This is a genomic window from Neorhizobium sp. 2083 (genome assembly GCF_031455615.1).
GTDB lineage: Bacteria > Pseudomonadota > Alphaproteobacteria > Rhizobiales > Rhizobiaceae > Neorhizobium.
Genome location: NZ_JAVDTC010000001.1, coordinates 1,033,300 through 1,054,801 on the forward strand (window position 1 = coordinate 1,033,300; position 21,502 = coordinate 1,054,801).

The 21,502-nt window shown below is 62.7% G+C and carries 20 protein-coding genes; 9 read left to right on the forward strand and 11 right to left on the reverse strand.

Going from position 1 to position 21,502, the window contains the following annotated elements:
• Nucleotides 1–3: 3 nt before the first annotated feature.
• Entirely contained in the window at nt 4–843 is an 840-nt protein-coding gene (locus J2X76_RS05325; RefSeq protein ID WP_310213857.1) for a GNAT family N-acetyltransferase, read from the forward strand.
• On the opposite strand, the gene xth is transcribed toward J2X76_RS05325, so the two are convergent.
• The gene (gene xth, locus J2X76_RS05330) at nt 840–1,613 is read right to left on the reverse strand and encodes an exodeoxyribonuclease III (RefSeq protein ID WP_310213859.1); all 774 of its coding nucleotides are present in this window, start codon (nt 1,611–1,613) and stop codon (nt 840–842) included. The two genes, J2X76_RS05325 and xth, sit on opposite strands and share 4 nt — an antisense overlap.
• 158 nt (nt 1,614–1,771) lie before the next feature.
• Here xth and J2X76_RS05335 point away from each other — a divergent pair, with 158 nt between their 5' ends.
• The 3 genes from J2X76_RS05335 to nadE are packed head-to-tail and all read left to right on the forward strand — an operon-like array spanning nt 1,772 to nt 4,585.
• Nucleotides 1,772–2,026 (forward strand): acyl carrier protein, encoded by a 255-nt coding sequence (locus tag J2X76_RS05335; protein ID WP_113285328.1) that lies wholly within the window; start codon nt 1,772–1,774, stop codon nt 2,024–2,026.
• 10 nt (nt 2,027–2,036) lie between these two features.
• Nucleotides 2,037–3,590 (forward strand): class I adenylate-forming enzyme family protein, encoded by a 1,554-nt coding sequence (locus J2X76_RS05340; RefSeq protein WP_310213861.1) that lies wholly within the window; start codon nt 2,037–2,039, stop codon nt 3,588–3,590.
• Complete coding sequence (gene nadE / locus J2X76_RS05345) at nt 3,587–4,585, forward strand: NAD(+) synthase (protein WP_113125617.1); 999 nt, start codon at nt 3,587–3,589, stop codon at nt 4,583–4,585. Before J2X76_RS05340 ends, nadE begins: the two co-directional genes overlap by 4 nt.
• Nucleotides 4,586–4,620: 35 nt before the next feature.
• Here nadE and J2X76_RS05350 read toward each other — a convergent pair whose 3' ends face one another.
• Both J2X76_RS05350 and J2X76_RS05355 read right to left on the reverse strand, forming a co-directional pair.
• Complete coding sequence (locus tag J2X76_RS05350; RefSeq protein ID WP_310213864.1) at nt 4,621–5,733, reverse strand: hypothetical protein; 1,113 nt, start codon at nt 5,731–5,733, stop codon at nt 4,621–4,623.
• A 98-nt stretch (nt 5,734–5,831) separates the two neighbouring features.
• On the reverse strand, nt 5,832–6,224 hold the full coding sequence (locus J2X76_RS05355; protein WP_113285325.1) for a PRC-barrel domain-containing protein: 393 nt from the start codon (nt 6,222–6,224) through the stop codon (nt 5,832–5,834).
• A 274-nt stretch (nt 6,225–6,498) separates the two neighbouring features.
• Between J2X76_RS05355 and J2X76_RS05360 the strand changes: the two genes are divergently transcribed.
• The 4 genes from J2X76_RS05360 to J2X76_RS05375 all read left to right on the forward strand — a co-directional run bounded on the left by J2X76_RS05360 (nt 6,499) and on the right by J2X76_RS05375 (nt 12,190).
• The gene (locus tag J2X76_RS05360; protein WP_113125614.1) at nt 6,499–8,196 is read left to right on the forward strand and encodes a long-chain fatty acid--CoA ligase; all 1,698 of its coding nucleotides are present in this window, start codon (nt 6,499–6,501) and stop codon (nt 8,194–8,196) included.
• 167 nt (nt 8,197–8,363) lie between these two features.
• Nucleotides 8,364–9,578 (forward strand): alpha/beta hydrolase, encoded by a 1,215-nt coding sequence (locus J2X76_RS05365; RefSeq protein ID WP_310213866.1) that lies wholly within the window; start codon nt 8,364–8,366, stop codon nt 9,576–9,578.
• 87 nt (nt 9,579–9,665) lie between these two features.
• The gene (gene pgi, locus J2X76_RS05370) at nt 9,666–11,291 is read left to right on the forward strand and encodes a glucose-6-phosphate isomerase (RefSeq protein ID WP_310213868.1); all 1,626 of its coding nucleotides are present in this window, start codon (nt 9,666–9,668) and stop codon (nt 11,289–11,291) included.
• A 53-nt stretch (nt 11,292–11,344) separates the two neighbouring features.
• Nucleotides 11,345–12,190, forward strand: a complete 846-nt coding sequence (locus tag J2X76_RS05375; protein WP_310213870.1) for a class I SAM-dependent methyltransferase — start codon at nt 11,345–11,347, stop codon at nt 12,188–12,190.
• Nucleotides 12,191–12,218: 28 nt separating this feature from the next.
• Here J2X76_RS05375 and J2X76_RS05380 read toward each other — a convergent pair whose 3' ends face one another.
• The 4 genes from J2X76_RS05380 to pyrC form a co-directional block, all read right to left on the reverse strand.
• Nucleotides 12,219–13,145 (reverse strand): carbohydrate kinase, encoded by a 927-nt coding sequence (locus J2X76_RS05380; RefSeq protein WP_310213872.1) that lies wholly within the window; start codon nt 13,143–13,145, stop codon nt 12,219–12,221.
• Between the two features lie 76 nt (nt 13,146–13,221).
• The gene (locus tag J2X76_RS05385) at nt 13,222–13,917 is read right to left on the reverse strand and encodes an orotate phosphoribosyltransferase (RefSeq protein ID WP_310213874.1); all 696 of its coding nucleotides are present in this window, start codon (nt 13,915–13,917) and stop codon (nt 13,222–13,224) included.
• 84 nt (nt 13,918–14,001) lie between these two features.
• Nucleotides 14,002–15,180, reverse strand: a complete 1,179-nt coding sequence (locus J2X76_RS05390) for a GGDEF domain-containing protein (protein ID WP_310213875.1) — start codon at nt 15,178–15,180, stop codon at nt 14,002–14,004.
• 121 nt (nt 15,181–15,301) lie between these two features.
• Nucleotides 15,302–16,345, reverse strand: a complete 1,044-nt coding sequence (gene pyrC, locus J2X76_RS05395) for a dihydroorotase (protein WP_310213878.1) — start codon at nt 16,343–16,345, stop codon at nt 15,302–15,304.
• Between the two features lie 232 nt (nt 16,346–16,577).
• Between pyrC and J2X76_RS05400 the strand changes: the two genes are divergently transcribed.
• Entirely contained in the window at nt 16,578–17,504 is a 927-nt protein-coding gene (locus J2X76_RS05400; protein ID WP_310213879.1) for a tetratricopeptide repeat protein, read from the forward strand.
• Nucleotide 17,505: 1 nt separating this feature from the next.
• Here J2X76_RS05400 and J2X76_RS05405 read toward each other — a convergent pair whose 3' ends face one another.
• From J2X76_RS05405 to mug, 4 genes are all read right to left on the reverse strand, one after another.
• On the reverse strand, nt 17,506–18,543 hold the full coding sequence (locus J2X76_RS05405; RefSeq protein WP_310213881.1) for a 4-hydroxyproline epimerase: 1,038 nt from the start codon (nt 18,541–18,543) through the stop codon (nt 17,506–17,508).
• 14 nt (nt 18,544–18,557) lie between these two features.
• On the reverse strand, nt 18,558–19,265 hold the full coding sequence (locus J2X76_RS05410; protein ID WP_310213883.1) for an SDR family oxidoreductase: 708 nt from the start codon (nt 19,263–19,265) through the stop codon (nt 18,558–18,560).
• Between the two features lie 83 nt (nt 19,266–19,348).
• A complete protein-coding gene (locus J2X76_RS05415; RefSeq protein WP_310213885.1) occupies nt 19,349–20,884 on the reverse strand; it encodes a glycosyltransferase family 39 protein in 1,536 nt (511 codons plus the stop codon).
• A 72-nt stretch (nt 20,885–20,956) separates the two neighbouring features.
• Nucleotides 20,957–21,499: a G/U mismatch-specific DNA glycosylase gene (gene mug, locus J2X76_RS05420; protein ID WP_310213887.1), complete on the reverse strand. Its 543-nt coding sequence runs from the start codon at nt 21,497–21,499 to the stop codon at nt 20,957–20,959.
• Nucleotides 21,500–21,502: the final 3 nt, after the last annotated feature.

Below are 21,502 nucleotides of genomic sequence, written 5' to 3' on the forward strand. Positions count from 1 at the left end.
GTCATGACATCCGCCATTTCCCATCGCCGGTTGTCGGAATGCAGCCTGGAAGACGCGGCCGAGGCCTTCACGGTCGGCTTTTCGGGGTATGTGGTGCCGATGAACGTGACAGTTCCGTCGCTGCGGTTGCGCATCGAACGCGATCATGTCGACCTCGACGAGAGCCGCGTCTATTTCGAGAGTGGAAAACCCGCCGGCATCCTGCTGATCGGCCGCCGGGGTGATGTTTCCCGGGTCGGCGCAATCGGCGTGGGGCCGACCATCCGCGGCAAGGGTTTGGGGCGCAGCGTGATGCTGGAGGCCATCGAGGCGGCGAAGGCGCGTGGCGATCGCAGGCTTGTTCTTGAAGTGATCAACACCAATGAGCGGGCGCGCGATCTCTACCTGTCGCTCGGCTTCGCCATCACCCGCACACTGGTCGGCTTCGACCGCAGCCTCCGGCGAGCAGCGCCGGATGTGGCGCCCGCGGAGGAATGCGAGGCAACGAGGGCCGCGGCCATGCTCGCGAAGTTCGCGGATGCCGGTCTTTCCTGGCAAACCGATCCGCGCAGCTTCGAAAGACTGGGGCCTCCGCTCAAGGGGTTCGCGCTCTATGGCAAGGCGGCGGTGCTTCTGGACGACGCGCTCAAGGATATCCGGATCTTTGGCCTCGCCGTCGACCCCGACCATCGCAGGCAGGGGCTCGGCCGGTCGATGACCGACGCGCTCGCCGCCCGCTATCCGGGCCGAAAGCTCTTCATCGTCGAGACCGTGCCCGAGGGCCTGCTCAATGATTTCATGCGGCGGGTCGGCTGGCGGAAGAGGAGACTGACCCAGTCCGAAATGGCGATCGATCTCACCTAGCCGGCGAGTTCGATCCAGGCCGGCGCGTGATCGCTGGCATGCTCGCGGCCGCGGACGTGGCGGTCGACGCCGGCTGCCTGCAACCGGTCCGCTATCGACGGGCTGAGCAACAGGTGGTCGAGCCTGAGACCCGCATCGCGGCCCCAGGCATTCCGGAAATAGTCCCAGAAGGTGTAGATGCGTTCGCCCGGGTGCAGCTTGCGGACTGCATCCGTCCAGCCTTGCTCCCGCAGCCGGGAAAAGGCCTCCCTTATCTCGGGTCGAAACAAAGCGTCATCCCGCCAGCGTTCCGGCTTGTAGACATCGAGGTCGGTGGGCATGACGTTATAGTCGCCGGCAAGGACAACAGGCACCCCGGTATCCAGCAATGCCTGCGCATGCGTCAGGAACCGCTCATACCAGGCAAGCTTGTAGGCGAACTTCGGGCCGGGAGCGGGGTTGCCGTTCGGGGCATAGAGGCAGGCGATGAGCACACCCTGCACCGCGGCTTCGATGTAGCGGCTGTGAGGGTCCTCCGGGTCACCCGGCAGGCCGCGGCGGGTTTCGACCGGATCGGCGTCGCGCGCCAGGATGGCGACGCCGTTCCAGCTCTTCTGGCCATGCCAGACCGCGCCGTAACCGGCCTTTTCGATTGCGCGGGCAGGAAACTTTTCCTGCGGGGCCTTCAGCTCCTGCAGGCAGACGACATCGGGTCTCGCCTCTTCGAGCCACTCGAGCAGGAGGCCGAGCCGACCGTTGACGCCGTTCACATTGAAGGTCGCGATCTTCATGGACGCATCAACGCCCGGGCGGTAATTTGGATGCGGTTAAGCTTATGGACAAAAGCCATTTAGAAATTAGCAAAACGTTCAGGGATAGGCCGGAAGATGCCGTTTCAATCGACCGCGCCTCATCCGCGCGGCAAATCTGCTTGTGGAGAGGGCCGGCGATGGCGGAAGCATTCGAAAACAGCGTGCGAGAATTCATTGCCGAGAACTTCCTGTTCCGCGCCGACGCGGAGGTTTCGAACAATCAGTCGCTGCTCGAAAGCGGCGTGATCGATTCCACCGGCGTGCTCGAGCTGATCGCGTTCCTGGAACAGACCTACGGCATTACCGTCGCCGACGAGGAGATCGTCCCGGAAAACCTGGACAGTATCGACAACATGACCAGCTACCTGTCGACCAAGCTGGCGGCGGCCTGAGGCTGCGCCGATGCGCATAGAGGCAAGGCTGCGCGACAGCGCCAGACGGTTCGGGACGAAGACCGCGCTCATCGCGGGCGACGCCCGGCTGACCTATGCGGAACTCGACATGCTGTCCGACCGGCTGGCGATCAGCCTTGCCCGCGGCGGCGTCAAACCAGGCGACCGGGTGCTGATGGTGCTGGACAACGGCCATCAGGCCGTCATCAGCTTCTTCGGTATCTGGAAGGCGGGCGCCGTGCCCTGCCCGCTCTATCCGTCGATCAAGGCCGAGAAGCTTTCCGGCATCCTGACCAGCACCGGTGCTTCGGTTATCATCACCCAGACCCGTCAGCGGATGACGGTCGACGCCGCAGTTTCGATGTCGGCGGCCCAGCCTCTGGTAATCGTCGCCCAAATGGATGCCGGTAACGATCTCGGCCGGGCGTTGCGGTTCGAAGACCTGATCGGCTCCGAGGTTCCGGCTGCCTCGAGGACGTTCGAGAATAGCGAAGCGCTGGCACTGCTGCTCCATACGTCGGGTTCCACCGGCCAGCCGAAAGGCGTGATGCTGACCCACGCCAATGTCGAAGCCGCCTGCGGAGCGATCGTCGCCTATCTCGGCAACACGGCCGACGACATCGTGCTCAGCGTCCTGCCTCTCTCCTTCGGCTACGGCATCACCCAGGTGGTCACGATGGTGATGACCGGCGGCACGCTGGTGCTTGAAAAAAGCTTCGCCTTCCCGCGCAAGATCCTCGAACGGCTGGCCGAAGTGAAGGCGACCGGTTTCCCGCTGGTGCCGCCGATGGCGGCTCTGATTACCGGCATGAAGGATCTTGAGCCAGGTTTCCTGCCGCATTTGCGCACCATCACCAGCGCCGCCGCGGCCATGCCGCCGGCCATTGCCGAGCGGCTGCAGCAGCTCTTTCCCGACACACGGCTTTTCCTGATGTACGGCCAGACGGAATGCCTGCGCGCCACCTATCTGCCGCCAGAAGAAGTTTCCCGGCGGCCGCTCTCGGTCGGCCGCGCCATTCCCGGCACAAGGGCTTTCGTGATCGACGAGGACGGGCGTCCCGCCCCGGCAGGCACGATCGGCGAACTGGTCATCGAAGGGCCGCATGTGATGTCCGGCTACTGGGGCAACGCCCTGACCTCGGTCCGCGCGCTTTCGCCCGTCGCGGGCGGACGGCGCCTGCACACCGGCGATCTTTTCCGTACAGACGCCGACGGTTTTCTCTATTTCATCAGCCGCCGCGACGACATCATCAAGACACGCGGCGAAAAGGTCAGTCCGCAGGAAGTCGAGCGCGCGCTCTATGCGCTGCCCGGCATCAGAGAAGCGGCGGTCGGCGGCATCGACGATCCGATCTTCGGCCAGGTGATCCGCGCGTATGTGGTGCCGGAAGATGGCGTGACGCTCACGGAGCGCGAGATCATCCGCCACTGCGCGCAATTGCTCGAAGACTACATGGTACCGAAAAGCGTCGAGTTCCGCGACGCGCTGCCGCGCACGGCGACCGGCAAGATCCGGCTCGGCGCGGATGAAACGAACACCGCCACACAGGGGAATGTCGCATGAACCAGAGCCTGAAGCGCATTCAGAAGACGGAGAAATTTTCGGCCGAAACGCTGAAGCTCGATGCGGAGGCCGAGATCGAACGCATCGGCAGCTGGCTGCGCGAGACGGTGCTCAAGGACCTGCGCAAGCGCGGCGCGGTACTGGGCTTGTCAGGCGGCATCGATTCCAGCGTCACGGCGGCTCTGTGCGCCCGCGCGCTCGGGGCCGGCAAGGTGACGGGCATCTTCATGCCGGAGCATGATTCCGATCCGGACAGCCTGAAGCTCGGCCGGGCGCTTGCCGAAGCGGTCGGCATCGAGACGGTGCTCGAAGACATCGGCCCGGCGCTTGCCGCCGCCGGCTGCTATACCCGCCGCGACGGCTTCATCCGCCAGATCGTGCCCGAATTCGGGGAAGGCTGGGGCTGCAAGGTGGTGCTGGAAAATGCGCTGACCGGCCGCGGCTACAACATTTCCTGGCTGGTTGTCGCCAACCCGGCCGGCGAGCAGAGCCGCCACCGCATGCCGCTCGAGGTCTATCTCGGCATGATCGCCGCCGCCAACATGAAGCAGCGCACCCGCAAGCAGATCGAGTACTACCATGCCGACCGGCTGAATTTCGCCGTCGCCGGCACGCCGAACCGGCTCGAATACGACCAGGGCTTCTTCGTCAAGAACGGCGATGGCGCCGCCGACTTCAAGCCGATCGCGCATCTCTACAAGAGCCAGGTCTACCAGCTTGCCGAAGCGCTCGGCGTTCCCGCCGAGATCCGCCGCCGACCGCCCACGACGGACACCTGGTCGCTGCCGCAGGGCCAGGACGAGTATTATTTCTCGCTGCCCTACGACCGGATGGATCTCTGCCTCTACGGTCTCGACAACGGGATTGCGCGGGAAGCAGTCGGCGAGGCTGCCGGGCTGACGCCGGACGAAGTCGATGCCGTCTGGCGCAATATCGCCTCGAAACGCAAGGTGGCGGAATATCTGCATGCCGAGCCGGTGACCATGCTCGGGTGAACGAGGTCCGATTGGGTGGATTCGACTGAAAAAGCTCAGTCGAACCGGTCGCCGATCAGGCGCGTCCAGCTTTCGCCGCCGAGGCCGCTGATCAGGGCCTGGCCGGACCTGATGGGCTCCAGCAGGCTCTTGTCACGTGCCTGCGCGACATAAAACGAGCGGCCGTAGAACACCGTCTTGCGGCTCATCAGTGCCGGGATCAACCACGGATGCGCAGCGCCGCGGATGCCCGAGCATCCCAATTCGTAAGCGTGCGCGAACAGATCGTCGACGAGGTCCGTGGTGGCATTCGGCACCGACAGCGCCTGCAGCAGCCAGCCGATCTCGCCAGGGCTGACGAAGTAGACATAGGCCGCCACCGGCCGGCCGTCCGGGGCCGAGCCGATCCGCCATTCGGGATAACCGAAGTTCCGCTTGTTTTCCGCCTGTTCCAGAAACCATGACAACGAGCCGTCGTCCCAGCGCGGACGAAGCGGGTAGTTCGAGGCAAGTATCGGAAGGACATCACCGAATTCCGCGCGGGTGACATCGCGGAAGGTGATTTTCGAGGCGCTGCGCTCCATCGGGCGCAAAGGCGTCATGCGGGCAAGGGCGGCTCCTCGATCGGCGATACGACCGAAGGGGCGCAGGAGCTTCGCGGGACGCAGCCGTCGCGCCAATACTTCTATCGCGGCGGAAGCGGGGCGCAGGACGCGCAGCCAGTTCATGCTGTAGCCGGGATCGAGCGGATGGCCTGCCTTCTGCCACATGCCGAGCGCGGTTGAATTGGCGGTTTCGGTAAGTGAGATATCCTGCGGACCGGCGAGGAAGGAGCGAAGCAGACGGGCGCCGGCAAGCGGATTTTCCTTGGGGTTCGCGACCATCATCGATCCGGCGAAGGCGGCACGGAGCGGACGTCCGTCGAGTTCCAGCCGCGAAGGGAAAACGCCGATGAACCCGGAAACCCTTCGATCGGCTTGCGCAAAGACTTTGGAGCGAACCTCCGGATCAGCCCAGGGATGATCGAAGAAGGCCTCCTCCAGATAAGCGATCAACGAAGGAGACGGCGTCTTGGACTTGCGGAACGTCTCCTGGAAAAGCTGCGCCACAGCCTCGATATCGCCGCGCTCGAAATCGCGGACCGCGCCCGCTTCCGTCTTTTCCGCCATCGTCATCCCCTTATCGCGAGGACCTTGCATGAGGAGGATTAAATAAACGAAAAGAGGCCCCGCAAAGCGGAGCCTCCCGAGTGTCGGTGCCTGAACGGTCACATCCAGTAGGGCGGAACGCCGTAATAATCGTAGATCGTCCGGCCCTTGTCGTTGTACCAGGCATCGTCGTCGAGATCGCGATAGCGCGGAGCGCCGGTGATCTGGTCCTTGGTCAGGTCGATGCGATACCCGTCGAGCTGTTCGTCGTAGCGAAGCTTTTCCCAGGGAAGCGGATAATAGTCATCGCCGATGCCGAGAAAACCGCCGAAGCTCAGCACCGCATATCCGACACGGCCGCCACGTTTCTCGAGAAGCACGCGGGCAATGGAGCCTATATGCTTGCCGTCGGCACCATAAACCTTGGTCCCTTCGACCTTGTCGCTGGCGATCAGCGACGGAGTGTCCTTGACATACGGGTCCTGTCCGGCGCGTGGTTCTTGATGCAACATCTGGCACCTCCTCTGTGAGTCCTCATGCATTTCGTTACGCTTGGAAAACGCCCGACGCTTTGCGATGTTCCGCTCCAGGTCCGAATACACCGGGATATGCCTTCAGCATCGCGTTGACGTTTACGTCAAAGTTAGATAGCTGTTTAAATCTGCAGTCGTGGCTTGATGCTGCCGCGGCATGGCATAATCTGTTGTTCGCGGGAAGGTGGAGGACCTGGCTCGCACGCGCCGAGAAAGCGCGGGACAACGAGAAAAACGATAGAGGAGGTCCAGCATGAACGAAGTCACCGCACGTACCGGTGCCAATCCGCCCAAGATCTGGCTTGCCTCCTATCCCCCGACGGTGCCGGCCGAAATCCCGCCATTGCAGCATCATTCACTCGGGGAGCTCTTCGAGGAAAGCTGCGCGCGCTACGCCGACCGCCCCGCCTTTTCGAGCATGGGCAAATCGTTGACCTTCCGTCAGCTGGAAGCCGAAAGCCGCAAGATCGGTACCTGGCTGCAAGCCCAGGGTCTTGCGAAAGGTGACCGGGTGGCGGTGATGCTGCCCAACATTCTCCAGAACCCGGTGATCGTCTACGGCATCCTTCGCGTCGGCATGGTGGTCGTCAACGTCAACCCGCTCTACACCCCACGCGAACTGGCCTACCAGCTCAAGGATGCCGGCGCCAAGGCGATCTTCGTGCTCGAAAACTTCGCCCACACCGTGCAGCAGGCTTTGCCGCAGACCGAGATCAAGCACGTGGTCGTCGCCACGATGGGCGACATGCTGGGATTGAAGGGCCATATCGTCAATCTGGTCGTGCGCAAGGTGAAGAAGCTGGTGCCGGAATGGTCGCTGCCATCGGCCCGCAGCTTCAAGCAGGTGATCGCCGAAGGCGCCCGCCAGACGATGAATGCCGTCGAGGTCTCGGCGCGCGATATCGCCTTCCTGCAATATACCGGTGGCACGACCGGCGTCTCCAAGGGAGCCATCCTCACGCATGCGAACCTGCTCGCCAACAAGGAGCAGATGGGCCTGTGGCTGGAAACCGCCTTCCTCAACAAACCGCGCCCGGAGCAGATCCAGTTCCTCTGCGCGCTGCCGCTCTATCACATCTTCGCATTGACGGTGAATTCGCTGATGGGCGTCGCGACCGGCAGCCACAATATCCTGATTGCCAATCCGCGCGACATACCGGCTTTCGTCCAGGAACTGCAGAAATACAAGGTCCATGTCTTCCCCGGCCTCAACACGCTGTTCAATGCGCTGATGAACAATGCCGACTTCCAGAAGCTCGACTTCTCGTCGCTTTTGCTCGTCTTCGGCGGCGGCATGTCGGTGCAGCGGCCGGTCGCCGAACGCTGGCTGAAGATGACCCATTGCCAGATTACGGAGGGTTACGGCCTGTCGGAAACCTCTCCGGTCGCCACCGCCAACCGGCTGGACGCCACCGAATTCAGTGGCATGATCGGGCTTCCCATCTCGTCGACGGAAATCTCCATCCGCGACGACGACGGTTCGGAGGTGGAACTCGGCGATGTCGGCGAGATCTGCATCCGCGGCCCGCAGGTGATGGCCGGCTACTGGAACCGTCCGGACGAGACCGCCAAGGTAATGACCACGGACGGCTACTTCCGCACCGGCGACATGGGCTATATGGACCGACAGGGCTACACGAAAATCGTCGACCGCAAGAAGGACATGATCCTGGTTTCCGGCTTCAACGTCTATCCGAACGAGGTCGAGGAAGTGGTGGCGACACATCCGGGCGTGCTCGAATGCGCCGCGATCGGCGTGCCGGACGAACACTCGGGCGAGGCGGTGAAGCTCTTCGTGGTCAAGAAGGATCCGAACCTGACGGAGGCCGACGTCAAGGCCCACTGCGTCGCCAACCTGACCGGCTACAAACGCCCGCGCTTCATCGAATTCCGCACCGAACTGCCGAAATCGAATGTCGGCAAGATCCTGAGGCGGGAGCTGCGTGGCTAACCCACCGTTGCATCGCAGCGACAGGGGGCGGCCAAGCGTGCGTCACAAAGGCGAAATTCCGGCGTTAGCGGTGGACGCTCCGGCAATACGCGATTAGCCCTCTCTCAAGGGGCAGGGCAAAGCATGTTGGAGTTCGCTTGGAGAGCCACGCCGGATTTTCGTTTCGCATGATTGCCGTCTTCACGGTGCTGAGCGTCCTTGCGGGCTGTGCGGGGCGTCCCGAAGGCGTGCTCATTCCGACGCAGGCGCAGGCAGCCGGGGCCTCGAAGGTCGATGTGCTGGTGGCGACCACCCGCCGGTCTTCCGAAACCCCGGGCGTCCTCTTCTCCGGCGAGCGCGGCAAGGAACCGCAAATCACGGAAATTGCCGTCTCCATTCCGCCCAGCAAGGCCCGTGAGGTCGGACAGGTGCAGTGGCCTTCGAAGCTGCCTGCCAATCCGGCCAAGGAATTCGCAACGGTTTCCGTGACGCCGCTCGCCACGCCCGCGGCTCAATCCTGGCTCAGGGGCCATCTTGGCAAGAGCCGGCGCGTGCTCGTGTTCGTGCATGGCTTCAACAACCGCTACGAGGACGCGGTTTATCGCTTCGCCCAGATCGTTCATGACTCCAATGCCGATGTGGCCCCGGTGCTGTTCACCTGGCCATCGCGCGGCAGCGTCTTCGCCTACAACTACGACAAGGAAAGCACCAACTATTCCCGCGATGCTCTGGAGGATATGCTGCGCCGGCTGGCGAAGGAGCCAAGCGTCGGCGAAGTCACCGTGATGGCCCATTCGATGGGGTCCTGGCTGACCGTCGAGGCGCTGCGCCAGATGGCGATCCGCGACGGCCGTGTGGCGCCGAAAATCCAGAACGTCATCCTCGCCTCCCCCGATCTCGATGTCGACGTCTTCGGCCGGCAACTCGCCGAGCTCGGGGAGAAGCGGCCGAATTTCACGCTGTTCGTTTCGCGCGACGACCGGGCGCTCAGCCTCTCCCGACGGATTTCCGGCAATATCGACCGGCTCGGCCAGGTGGATCCGACCGTCGAACCTTATCGCACCGAGTTCGAGAAGGCCGGCATCGCGGTACTTGATCTCACCGCACTGAAGACCGGCGACCGCCTGAACCACGGCAAGTTCGCCGAAAGCCCGGAAGTGGTGAAACTGATCGGCAACCGGCTGATCGCCGGCCAAGCCGTGAGCGATTCGGATGTCGGCCTGGGCGACCGGATCGGCGCTGTCGCATTGGGTGCCGCCCAGACCGTCGGCGGTGCCGCGAGCGTCGCCGTCAGCACACCGATCGCGATCTTCGATCCGGCCACGCGGCGTACCTACAACGAGCAGGTTGACCGGCTCGGCAATGCCGTTGGCAATACGGTGACGACAGCCGCCGGGCAATAAACGCCCATCGGCTTCCGACTGTGCTTGATTTGACATGGAAACGGAATAGGTTCCCGAGCATCCCATTTCGAGTGCCGAGGAATCACCATGCAGGCCATCGTCCAAGACCTGAAATCCGCCGTCGCGAAAGCAAACGCCACGGATATTCGCGCCGCCTTCGCAGCCGATGCCGGCCGTTTCGCGAAATTCAGCGCCGTTTTCGAAGACCTCCTGATGGATTATTCCAAGACGGCCGTGAACGACGAGATCATGATGCTGCTCGAAAAGCTGGCGGATGCCGGCGGCGTCGCGGCCAAGCGCGACGAGATGTTCTCCGGTGTGGCGATCAACTTCACCGAAGGCCGTGCCGTGCTGCACACCGCATTGCGCAACCGCGCCAATACGCCCGTGTTGGTAGACGGCAAGGATGTGATGCCGGATGTCAACGGCGTGCTCGCCGCCATGGGCAGGTTCGCCGACGGCATCCGTTCGGGCACGCTCACGGGCGCGACCGGCAAAAAGATCACCGATGTCGTCAACATCGGCATCGGCGGTTCCGACCTTGGCCCGGTCATGGTCACGCTGGCGCTGGCGCCTTTCCATGACGGTCCGAGGGCGCATTTCGTGTCCAACGTCGATGGCGCCCATATCGCCGACACGCTGAAGCTGCTCGATGCGGAAACGACGCTGTTCATCGTCGCCTCCAAGACCTTCACCACCATCGAGACGATGACCAATGCGGCCTCGGCGCGTGCCTTCATCGCCGACAGGCTCGGGGAAGCGGCCGTCGGGCATCATTTCTGCGCCGTCTCCACAGCGCTCGACAAGGTTGCCGCCTTCGGCATCGAGAGCGAGCGCGTGTTCGGATTCTGGGACTGGGTCGGCGGGCGTTATTCGATCTGGTCGGCGATCGGCCTGCCGCTGATGATCGCCGTCGGGCCTGAGAATTTCGGCAAATTCCTCGACGGCGCGCACGCGATGGACACTCATTTCCGCACCGCGCCGGTGCGCCAGAACCTGCCGATGCTGCTCGGCCTGATCGGCTTCTATCACCGCAACGTGCTCGGTTATCCGTCGCGCGCCATCCTGCCCTACGACCAGCGGCTGCTGCGCTTCCCGGCCTATCTGCAGCAGCTCGACATGGAATCCAACGGCAAGGGTGTGACGATCGACGGCACGCCGGTCGAGGGCAATTCCGGCCCAGTCGTCTGGGGCGAGCCGGGCACCAACGGCCAGCACGCCTTCTACCAGCTCATCCACCAGGGCACGAGCATCATCCCGGCCGAGTTCATGATCGCTGCGAACGGTTTCGAGCCGCATCTGCGCCACCAGCACGAGCTGCTGATCGCCAACGTTCTGGCACAGTCGGAAGCGCTGATGAAGGGCCGCACTTTCGAAGAGGCCAAGAAGCAGCTGACCGACAAGGGCATGGACGACAAGAAGGCCGATTTCATCGCGCCGCACCGCGTCTTCGCCGGCAACCGCCCGTCGATCACCTTCGTCTACGACAAGCTGACACCGTTCGCGCTCGGCCGGCTGATCGCGCTTTACGAACATCGTGTCTTCGTCGAAGGGGTGCTGTTCCGCATCAATTCCTTCGACCAGTGGGGCGTCGAACTCGGCAAGGAACTGGCTACCGGCCTGCTGCCCGTCGTCGAAGGCAAGGAAAGTGCTGCCGGCCACGACGCCTCGACGCAGGGGCTGGTGAAGGCATTGCTCGCCGCCCGAAAATGACGCCTCGGCTCTTCCCGTGAGGCCGAGATATTTCCTTTGCGAGGGAGAGTTTCATGGAAGGCAAGGAACCCAGTCGAACGGCCCGCACAGTCGCGGGCCATCGCGCCGCCCATCAGATTGCCGACAAGGCCTTCGTTTTCCAGGATCCTTATGCCCGGCTGATCCTCGACGACGAGGCGCTGGCCGAGGCCGATACGCGGGCGCTCGACCCGTCCGCACGGACGTTCCGGCTGTTCATTGCAGCGCGCAGCCGTTTCGCGGATGATTGTCTGGCGGCCGAGGTCGAACGCGGCGTGAGGCAGGTCGTCGTCCTCGGCGCCGGGCTCGACACGCTCGGGCTGCGCAATCCCTATCGCGATCTGGGTGTGTCGGTCTTCGAGGTCGACCATCCGGCAACCCAGGCCTGGAAACGGGAGAGGCTGTCGGCCGCAGGCCTTGCAGCCGACCTGACCTTTGTCCCCGTCGACTTCGAGCGCGAGGATCTCTCCGAACGGCTGGCAGCGGAGGGGTTCCGCCACGACAAGCCCGCTCTTTATATCTGGCTCGGCGTCGTTCCTTATCTCGAGCGGGAGACCGTTTTCTCATTGCTGCGCTTCGTCGCCAGCGGCACCGGAACGGGTGTCGTCTTCGACTATTCCGAGCCGCTTGAAAACTATGCGCCAGAACGGCGCGCACGCGCCGAAGCCATGAAGGCAAAGGTCGCCGCGAGCGGCGAACCCTGGATCACTTTGCTCGATCCCGCCGAACTCTCGGTGGAACTGACGGCAACGGGCTTCCAGTATATCGAGGATCTCGGTCCTTCGGGCATAGCGGCACGTTATTTCGGCGCCGCACCGCAATCGGGCAAGGGCGATGCCGGCCCCCATATCCTGTTTGCGCGCCAGATACCGCCGGTCTGAACCGGCGGCCGCTCATCAAATCAGGGACTCAGAGGCCGATTTCATGGGCGAAGGGCGGATTGGCGCCGGCGCGCGATACGGTGACGGCGGCAGCCTTTGCGCCCAGCGCCAAGGCATTGGCAACCTGAGCCTCGGCGAGATTGGCAACCTGCGGCTTGGTCAGCAACCCCTGCATCCTCAGCGAGGCCAAAATGCCCGCGTCGAACGTGTCGCCGGCGCCGACCGTATCGACCACCGTGACGCGCTCGCTCGGCACCGAGACCTTGAAGTTTTTGGTATAGCCGGTCGCGCCTTCCGCTCCACGCGTGAGAACCACCAGCTTGGCGCCCTGATCCAGCCAATGCGCCGCCAGCGTATCGTGGTCGCCCTGCATGCCGAACCAGTCCAGGTCTTCATCGGAGAACTTGATGATATCGGACATGGCGGCCATCCGGCGGACGCGGTCCATGTGCTTCGGCTTGTCCGTGATGAAGCCCGGGCGGATGTTCGGATCGAACGAGATGACCCGCTTCCCATGTTCGCGGGCCATCAGCGCTTCATAGGTGCCGCCGCACGGTTCGGGGATCAGGCTGATCGCACCGAAATGCATGGCCTCGCAGTCATCGCCGAGCACCGGCAGGTCTGCTTCGGTGATCATCCGGCCGGCGGTGCCTTCGTCGTAGAAGGCATAGGTCGCCTGTCCGTTGACGAGTTTCACGAAGGCGATGGTGGTCGGGCGGGAGGAGACCGCCGCTAGGCTGTAATCCACGCCGCTCTTTGCCAGCGTGTCCCGCAGCACGTCGCCCATCATGTCGTCGGAAATGCCGGTGAAGAACGCGGTCGGCTGGCCAAGCCGGCCGAGCGCGATCGCGGTATTGAAGATCGCGCCCCCGGCATAGGGCGCAAAACCCTTTTCACCCAGCGTGGTGTCACGCGGGAGCATATCGATCAGGGCTTCGCCGCAGCACAAAATCATAAAATCCTCCCGCGCGCTTCTTCAGCAGTTTTTCAATCGATTAAGCGAGCTTTTGCCAAAAGGCCAGAGCAAAAAATCACAACGCGATCTCGCTGACGCCGCCATTGCGTCCCGACCAGGCCAGCGGCGCATCGAGGAAGGACTCGACTTCCGACAAAGTCTTCTCATCGAAAAGCTTCTGCTCCCGCGCGGCGGCCAGCACGTTGCGCCAGGTGGCGATATGATGGAACTGGACTTTGCCCCTTGCAAACCGTTCCCAGACTTCCGGGTACATATCGTAGAAGAACAACGCCATGCCGTGATCGACGACACCGCCGGCCGCCCGGATGGCATCGATGAAGGTGAACATGCCGCCGCCAACCGTGGTCAGATCCTCGATGACCAGAACGCGCGCGCCTTCAGGCATATGGCCCTCGATCTGGGCATTGCGGCCATGGCCCTTCGGCTTCTTGCGGACATAGATCATCGGCAGACCGAGGCGCTCCGACAGGAAGGCAGCAAACGGGATGCCCGCCGTCTCGCCGCCTGCGATACAGTCGAACTTCTCGAAGCCGGCGTCGCGCAGGACGGTGGCTGCTGCGAAATCCATGATCGCCGAGCGGATTCGCGGGTAGGAGATCAGCTTGCGGCAGTCGATATAGACCGGGCTCATCATCCCGGAGGAGAGCTTGTAGGGCTTGTCGGCGCTGAAATGAACCGCTCCGATCTCCCAGAGCATCTTTGCCATCAGTTCGGCCATTACGCCGCGGTCCGGAAATGTGGTTTGAATCATGCGCCCGCTCCTTTTGTCAAAACCACGCGCCGCAATAGCAGCATGCGGCCGAGTATGCCAGACGACGGAGAAAATAAGAGCGAATCAGGCGATGGTACGTGTTTCGCTCGTATCGACGGGACGCAGGTAACCTGCAACCTCGACCCGATTACGGCCGGCCCGCTTTGCCTCGTAGAGTGCGTTGTCGGCAAGGTTAAGCACGGTTTCAAAAGGCTGGCCCGCAGGGGCACCCACGGCGACGCCGGCGCTGACCGTGCATCTCAACACCACCTCGCCGATAGAGATTTCCCGGGCAGCGAAGCGACGGGAAATGTCATTGGCGATCCGCTCGGCGCGTCCGGGAAGGACGCCGTCGAGGATCATCACGAATTCCTCGCCGCCCAGTCGGGCAACGGTATTCCGCACTTTCATGCCGCTCAGGAGATCTTCGGCAAACAGTTTCAGCACCTGATCGCCGGTTGCATGGCCGTGCTGGTCGTTGATGGACTTGAACCGGTCGATATCGAAAACGATGATGGCGGTCGATGAATTGAGGTTGCGATGGCCATGCTGCTCGAAGAGAGCGCGACGGTTGAGAAGCCCCGTCAGCGCATCGGTCATCGCCTCGTGACGATGATGGGCCGCCATGCGCCACTGATGAAGCGCCAGCGAAAGCGCACCGATGCCGGTCATCCCGGCAATGCAGACGGCGATATTGAGGTTTTCCGCCCAGTTGTCCGGCGCGTGACCCAGCACCCATTGCTGTCCGTCGATCAGAACAAGAGCGCACAAGACAAACGAAGCGGAGGTGGCGGCATAAAGCACCGCCATTCCGATCAACGGTCCTGGCGCTTCCTCACGGGCACGCCAATATTGGCGAGCCGTTTCGAGAAGCAGTGCCGCCGTCGCGAGGTTCATGACGATGAAACCGAGGCCATCGAGGCCGGTTATCATCAGCGGCAGGCCGAAGGTGACTGCGGCTGCAGTGATGGCAACCGCCGTGATCCAGGGTTGCGTACCGCCGCGAAATTGCACGGATGCCGCATAGATCGTGCTGAACCCGGCCATCAGGAAGGTATAGGCGATCGAGGCTCCGACGGCGCCGGCTTCGACGGTATAGGAACTATAGGCGAAAATGCCGGAAACGGTCAGGCAGAGCGCCACGACGAGGGTGAGCAGGAAGGAATCGGTACGGCGCGAATACCATGTGCCGAACAGCGTCACCATCAGGCACGCCGCCGAGACGCCCAGCGCGAGCAGAAGAGAATGATAGTCCAGCATCATGCCTAGCTTTCTCTTCGGGTAGATCCCGGCGGGAAAATCTTGGGCGCCAAGCTAAACCCGGATCGTCTCCAAAAGGTTACCGGGCCAGTCCAAATACCATCAATCCGATCAGGGCTAGATCTTACTTCTCGGCCACCTGCCAGTGCAGCGGGAACATGGGGTCAAAGACCGTGATCGGCCCCCCGCCACTGTCGCGCTTGCCGGGGAATTTCACCGGCTCGTCATGCTTCTCAAGCGTGATCGTCTCTTCGTTCGGCTTCAGGCCGTACCAGGCCGGGCCGTTGAGGGAGGTAAATGCCTCCAGCTTGTCGAGCGCATTTTCATCCTCGAACACATGGGCGAGGCAGCTCATCGTATTGACCGACGTATAGATGCCGGCGCAGCCGCAGGCGCATTCCTTCAACGGATCGACGTGAGGGGCGGAATCGGTGCCGAGGAAAAAGCGCGCATCGCCCGATGTCGCTGCCGCCCGGAGCGCCAGGCGATGGTTCTCGCGCTTTGCGACCGGCAGGCAGTAATAGTGCGGCCGAATGCCACCGACGAGGATGGCATTGCGGTTGATGATCAGGTGATGGGTGGTGATCGAGCCGGCGAGATTACCCTTCGACGACTTGATGTAGTCGATGCCGTCGGCGGTCGTCACGTGCTCCATGGTGACCTTCAGTTCCGGCAGACGCTTACGCAGCGGGTCGAGGACGGTTTCGATGAAGACGGCCTCACGGTCGAAAATATCGACCTCCGGGGTGGTGACCTCGCCATGCACGCAGAGCGGCAGACCGATCTTCGCCATGCGCTCCAGGACCGGCATCGCCTTGTTGAAATCGCGCACGCCGCCATGGGAATTGGTCGTCGCACCGGCGGGATAAAGCTTTACGGCCGAGATCAGGCCGCTCTTTGCGCCCTCTTCCACATCGTCCGGATCGGTATGTTCCGTGAGGTAGAGCGTCATCAGCGGCTCGAAGCGGTCGCCGGCCGGCAGGGCTGCGAGAATGCGCTCGCGATAGGCCGTCGCATCAGTGGTCGTTACCACCGGCGGCACCAGGTTGGGCATGATGATCGCACGCGCGAAATGCCGGCTCGTATCGCCGATCACCGCCTTCAGGACATCGCCGTCGCGCAGGTGCAGGTGCCAGTCATCAGGGCGGCGAAGCGTGAGCGTTTTCATGAGAGGCTTCCGAACGTGATCGATCCGTCCGCCATAACATCAAAGACGCCGACAAAACAATCCGACGACACCAGGAACCTGAAATTCCGCGGGGCCTGACGGAGACTGGTTTTCACGCGAATGTGCGAGATCCAAAGGCTTCCGGCGCACGAATAGTGTCAGGCGCACGGAACCGGCATCCGCCTGCGGCGTTCGTTAAGCTATCTGAAGAATCAGTAAATCGGAGCGAACAATGAAATCCCGCTTCTCCAAAGTCAACAGGGGTTTTGCGATTGCCACAGGTACTGCCGTCGCGCTCTGCGCGCTGACGGTTTCGCCCGGCGCCGAGGAACGGGCCAACCTCCAGCTCGCCTCGGCGATGCAGACGGAATGCGACCGTCTCGCCGGCAGCCCCTACGATCAGCAGCGTAACGGCGAGTTTGCGCCGGTCGGAATTTCCGATATCGACGGCACCGCAGTCGACGCCTGCCGGGTAGCCTACGGTGCAACGGGAAATCCGCGTTATGCCTACCAGCTTGGCCGCGCTCTGAACAAGATCCAGCAGGCTGACCAGGCCATGAACGCCTACGATATCGCGGTCCAGGCGGGTTATGCCGCGGCCAAGGTCAATTTCGGCATGCTGATGGGCCGGCTTGGCGACGAGCGGTCGGAATTCCAGTTCTATACGGAAGCTGCCGACAGCGGCAACGTGCTTGCGGCCTACAATCTCGGCGTCGCCTATCGCGACGGCCTCGGCACTCAGCCCGATGTCCAGCGTGCGCTGACATGGTTCGAAAAAGCGGCGGCGGAAGGCGATGATACCGCCGCCTTCAACATCGGTGCCATCTATGACGAGGGCCAGCTCGTGGAGCAGGACGACCAGACGGCGATTGCCTGGTACGATCTGGCGGCTCAGCGCGGCAATACCGACGCGATGATCAATCTCGGCCTGATGTACGAGGCTGGCGAAGGCATCGAGGCCAATGCCCTGAAGGCCGCAGAAATGTATGGCAAGGCCGCCGAGAAGGGCGACGTTTTCGGCGCATACAAATTCCTGCAGATGCAGGAACTGGGCGTGGTTCCGGGCCCGAGCGATCCGGCGACGACCGAAGGCGTCAGTTCGCTGGTCCTGAAGCCGGGCGACATGGAACAGCCGGCCGGCGTCGGCAAGGACATCTGATTCAGATATCCCCGGCCGACGGCCCCCAGACGTCGGTCATCGCAAAGCCGTCCGACAGCGGGTCGAACGGGTCGAGCGCGACCTGATGCAGGCCGAAGGTAAAACCACGGCCGGTAATCGTCGGGATGATCGCCGGCTTTCCTGCGACCTCCGTCTCCGATGCCAGTCCCACTTCGAATTGCGAACCGATGATCGAGCGCGACTTGAAAACATCCCCTGTCTTCACCCTGCCGCGCGCATGCAGCGCTGCCAGGTTGGCCGAATTGCCGGTGCCGCAGGGCGAACGGTCCGCCCTCCCCGGCCACATCGTGGTGCAGGTGCGCACGGTGCCGTCGGCTTCGGTATCACGGAACATCACGTAAGCGACGCCGGAGATTGCCGGGATCTCCGGATGCACGACCTCGATCTGCTTGTTGATCAGGTCCTTCAGCACCATGCCGGCCTGCACAAGTGCGGCGGCATTGCCCTTCTCGATGGTCAGGCCGATCTGGCCGACATCCACCAGTCCGTAAAAAATCCCGCCGTAGCAAAGATCCAGCGTAATCTCGCCCCATGACGGGGTCTGAACCTTCACGTCAAGCTGATGCACGAAGGACGGCACCATGGTGAGCCTTACCTTCTCGCAGCGCCCGTCGCGGCAGGTGGCGGTCGCCCTGACCAGGCCGGCCGCGGTTTCGAGGGTCACGACGGTTTCGGGCTCCTTCATCTCGACGATGCCGGATTCCAGAAGCGCGGTTGTCACGCAAATGGAGTTCGAGCCGGAGCTCGCATGGGCCTGGTCGGGCTGCAGGATGATGAAGGCCGCATCGGCATCCGGATGTTTCGGCGGCAGCAGCAGATTGACCGAGCCGATCGGCGCGCCGCGTGGTTCGAGGCAGAGGAAGCGGCGAAGCTCGTTGCCCTTCGGATCGGTATTCAGCCAGTGCAGCTGGGCGGCAACCGTTTCGCCCGGGATCTTCGGCACGCCGCCGATCGCGACCTTGCCAATCTCGCCCTCGCAATGAACGTCCAGCAACTGGATCGTGCGTTTCCATCTCATTCTACATACTCCGATCAGACGTGACGGGTGACGCCGCCATCGACGCGGATGTTCTGGCCGGTGATGTAGCCGGCGCCATCCGACAGCAGGAAGGCGGTCGTCTTGGCGATCTCCTTCACCTGGCCAAGGCGCTTCATCGGCACCTTCTCCGCCGTCCCCGGCTTGTGGTCGAGGCTGTCGATGTAGCCCGGCAGAACGCAATTCATGCGGATATTGTCGGCCGCGTAGCGATCCGAATAAAGTTTCGCGAACGCACCCGCGGCGGCACGATAGGTGCAGGAGACCGGGAAGACCAGCGAGGGCTCATAGGCGGCGAACGTGGTGATGTTGACGAAGGCGCCCTTGCCCTGTTTCAGCATGACGGGCGTCACCAACCGCGCCATGCGCACCAGCGACAGGATCATCATGTCCGAACCGAGGGCCCAGTCCTCATCGGTGATATCGAGCAGATCGCCCTTCGGGGGATGGCCCGTGAGATTGACCACCGCATCGATGCGGCCATAGGTCTTCATGGTGAGATCGAAGATCGCCTGGATGTCTTCGGCCTTTTCGGCCACGCCGCGGGAGGCGACGCCGCCGAGCTCGGCGGCCAGTTTCTCGCAGCTTTCCGAGGGCGACATCAGCGCGAGCTTGTAACCCTGCGCATGCAGTTCGCGGGCGACCGCTTCGCCCATGCCGCGACCACCGCCGGTGATCAGCGCGACCTTTTCCGTCTCAGCCATCGGAATCTCCTCTCAATCACTCTTCGCCCGCGGGGCAGGCTTTTCAAACAGATATATCAGCGCCGTAGCTTTGCCTACCGTCTTCAGCGAAGCCAGCGATAACCGAGATTGAGCCGCGTTTTGCCGTCGCCGTAATAATAGGGCAACGACAGGGATTTCACAGGCGATGCGGTCAAAGCGAGCCTGTCGATGGAGGAAAGATCGATGGGCGGCGGCGGTCCCGCCCCGCCCCTGTCATCGGCCCAGATCGCCAGGACCGGACCTTTCATGGCGCCCGGAGCCGGGAAGCCGGCGACCGGCTGTTCGGAATTGATGACCGGGACATCGGCGAACTGCAGCCGCATATTGCCGGCCAGGTGCATGCCAGCCGCGACGATGACCGCCGGCCGGCCTTCGGCCTTCAGCGTTTCGGCGACGGATGCGAAAGGATAATTGATACGGGTGTAGGCACCGGTAAGCCCGCCGGTAAACGTCTTTCCCGCCAGCGGAAGCAGCGTCACACCCATGATGACGACAAAAACGGGGACGAAGCGCTTGAGGTGGGACGTGGTATCGACGTCGGCACGTTCCAGTTTCAGGAGCAGATAGAGCGGCAGCGGCAGCAGATAAGGATCCAGCCAGCGTTCGGTGATCTTGGTCGTGCCGGTGAAGAGGATCACCAATACGACGCCCAGCAAGCCTATTGCCATCATCAGTCCCAGGAGACGCGTCCAGCGGTCGCCGGCCTTCAGCGATCGCCGGAAGTCCTTCTTGAAGGCGACCGCGAAGATGATGACGGTCAGCGCGCCGAACGCCAGGCAGGCGAGCGCCAGCGAGCCGAGGGCGCGGGCAACGCGAACCACGCCATGCGGGGCATTCGTCTCGACCATCTTGCTGATCGTGCCTGATGTCGCGAGATCGAGATTGCCCAGAAGCCAGAGGACGTGCGGGAGGACGATCGCCAGGCTGACCAGCGCGGTCAGGAGGACACGCGGATCGAAAAGGCGGGCACGCCACTGCCTGTCGCAGAACACTGCAATGATTGCGGAAGCCGGCATCAGCACAAAATTGTATTTGGAGATCGTACCGATCCCGATCGCCAGCCCGAGGACCACGTAGCCTTGCCAATCTGGCCGGGTGAGCGTCCGCAAGAGGCCGTAGAGGCACAACGACGTCGCCATCAGAACCGCGACAGTGTGCGTCAGATCCTGTTGCGGCATGTAGGAGAGCTGCGGCAGGGTGAGCAGGCTCAGCATCACCAATGCCGCAAAGCCTGGCCGGGCATCGAGCTCGCGGGCCGCCATGCCGAAAAACACGTAGCACAGCAGCAACATCAGGAATTTCGGCAAGGTCAGCGAGAAGAGCGAGATCCCCATGACGCTGACAAAGGCATTCTGGACCCAATTGTAGAAAGGCGGCTGCGGCCCGTAACCGGCAAGCCAATATTGCGAGAACAGCGCCTGCTCCGCCTCGTCCAGTGTCAGGGCGTTGGGCAGGATGAGGCGGACGACGATGCTCAGCAGGAAATACGCGCCGAGAAAAAGCGTCGCTGGCCAAAGACCGCGGCCAAGAAACGCCGCCAGCCAGCCGGACTTTTTCAATTCTTCGGAACGCACCGCGTCCATGCTCTCACGATCCATTTTCGCTTCTTGCGGAAAACATCATGGGCAGCAGGTGGCACGGCTTGCGGCGCGGATCAATAGAAACGGCTCTCACTCGGGAGATTTCGGATTGATCCAGCGCGCCAGAGACAATGAGCGGTCAATTTGCAGTGCCGTATAAGCCTCGACAAGATCGGCAAGGCCGAAGCTGCGATTGAGACCGCTCGGGTTCGGCAAGATCCACACATTCGCGCCGCAAAACCGGGAGGGCTGCGGCCCCCAATCGACCTTGCCGCCTTCGATCGCCTCATAGGCGGCCTTGCCCAGAAACGCGACGGTCTCGGGCCGGAAATGCTCGAGCTTCGCGCGGAACGCTTCTGCGGATTTCCGGAACTCGCGCTGCCGAAGTTCGGCAGCGCTACGGGTGGCGCGCGGGACGGCGGCGGTGATGCCGCAGCCGAACTCCAGCAGGCGCCGGTCTTCGACAGCCGGAATCCTGACCGTCGTAAAACCGGAAAGCTGCAGCACGCGCCAGAAGCGGTTGGATGCCGATCCAAAATTATGGCCGGTAGCGGCCGCTTGTACACTGGGATTTATGCCGCAAAAGACGACCGGCAATTCCGGGGCAAGGATATCGAAGGATGACAGTTCCATGGC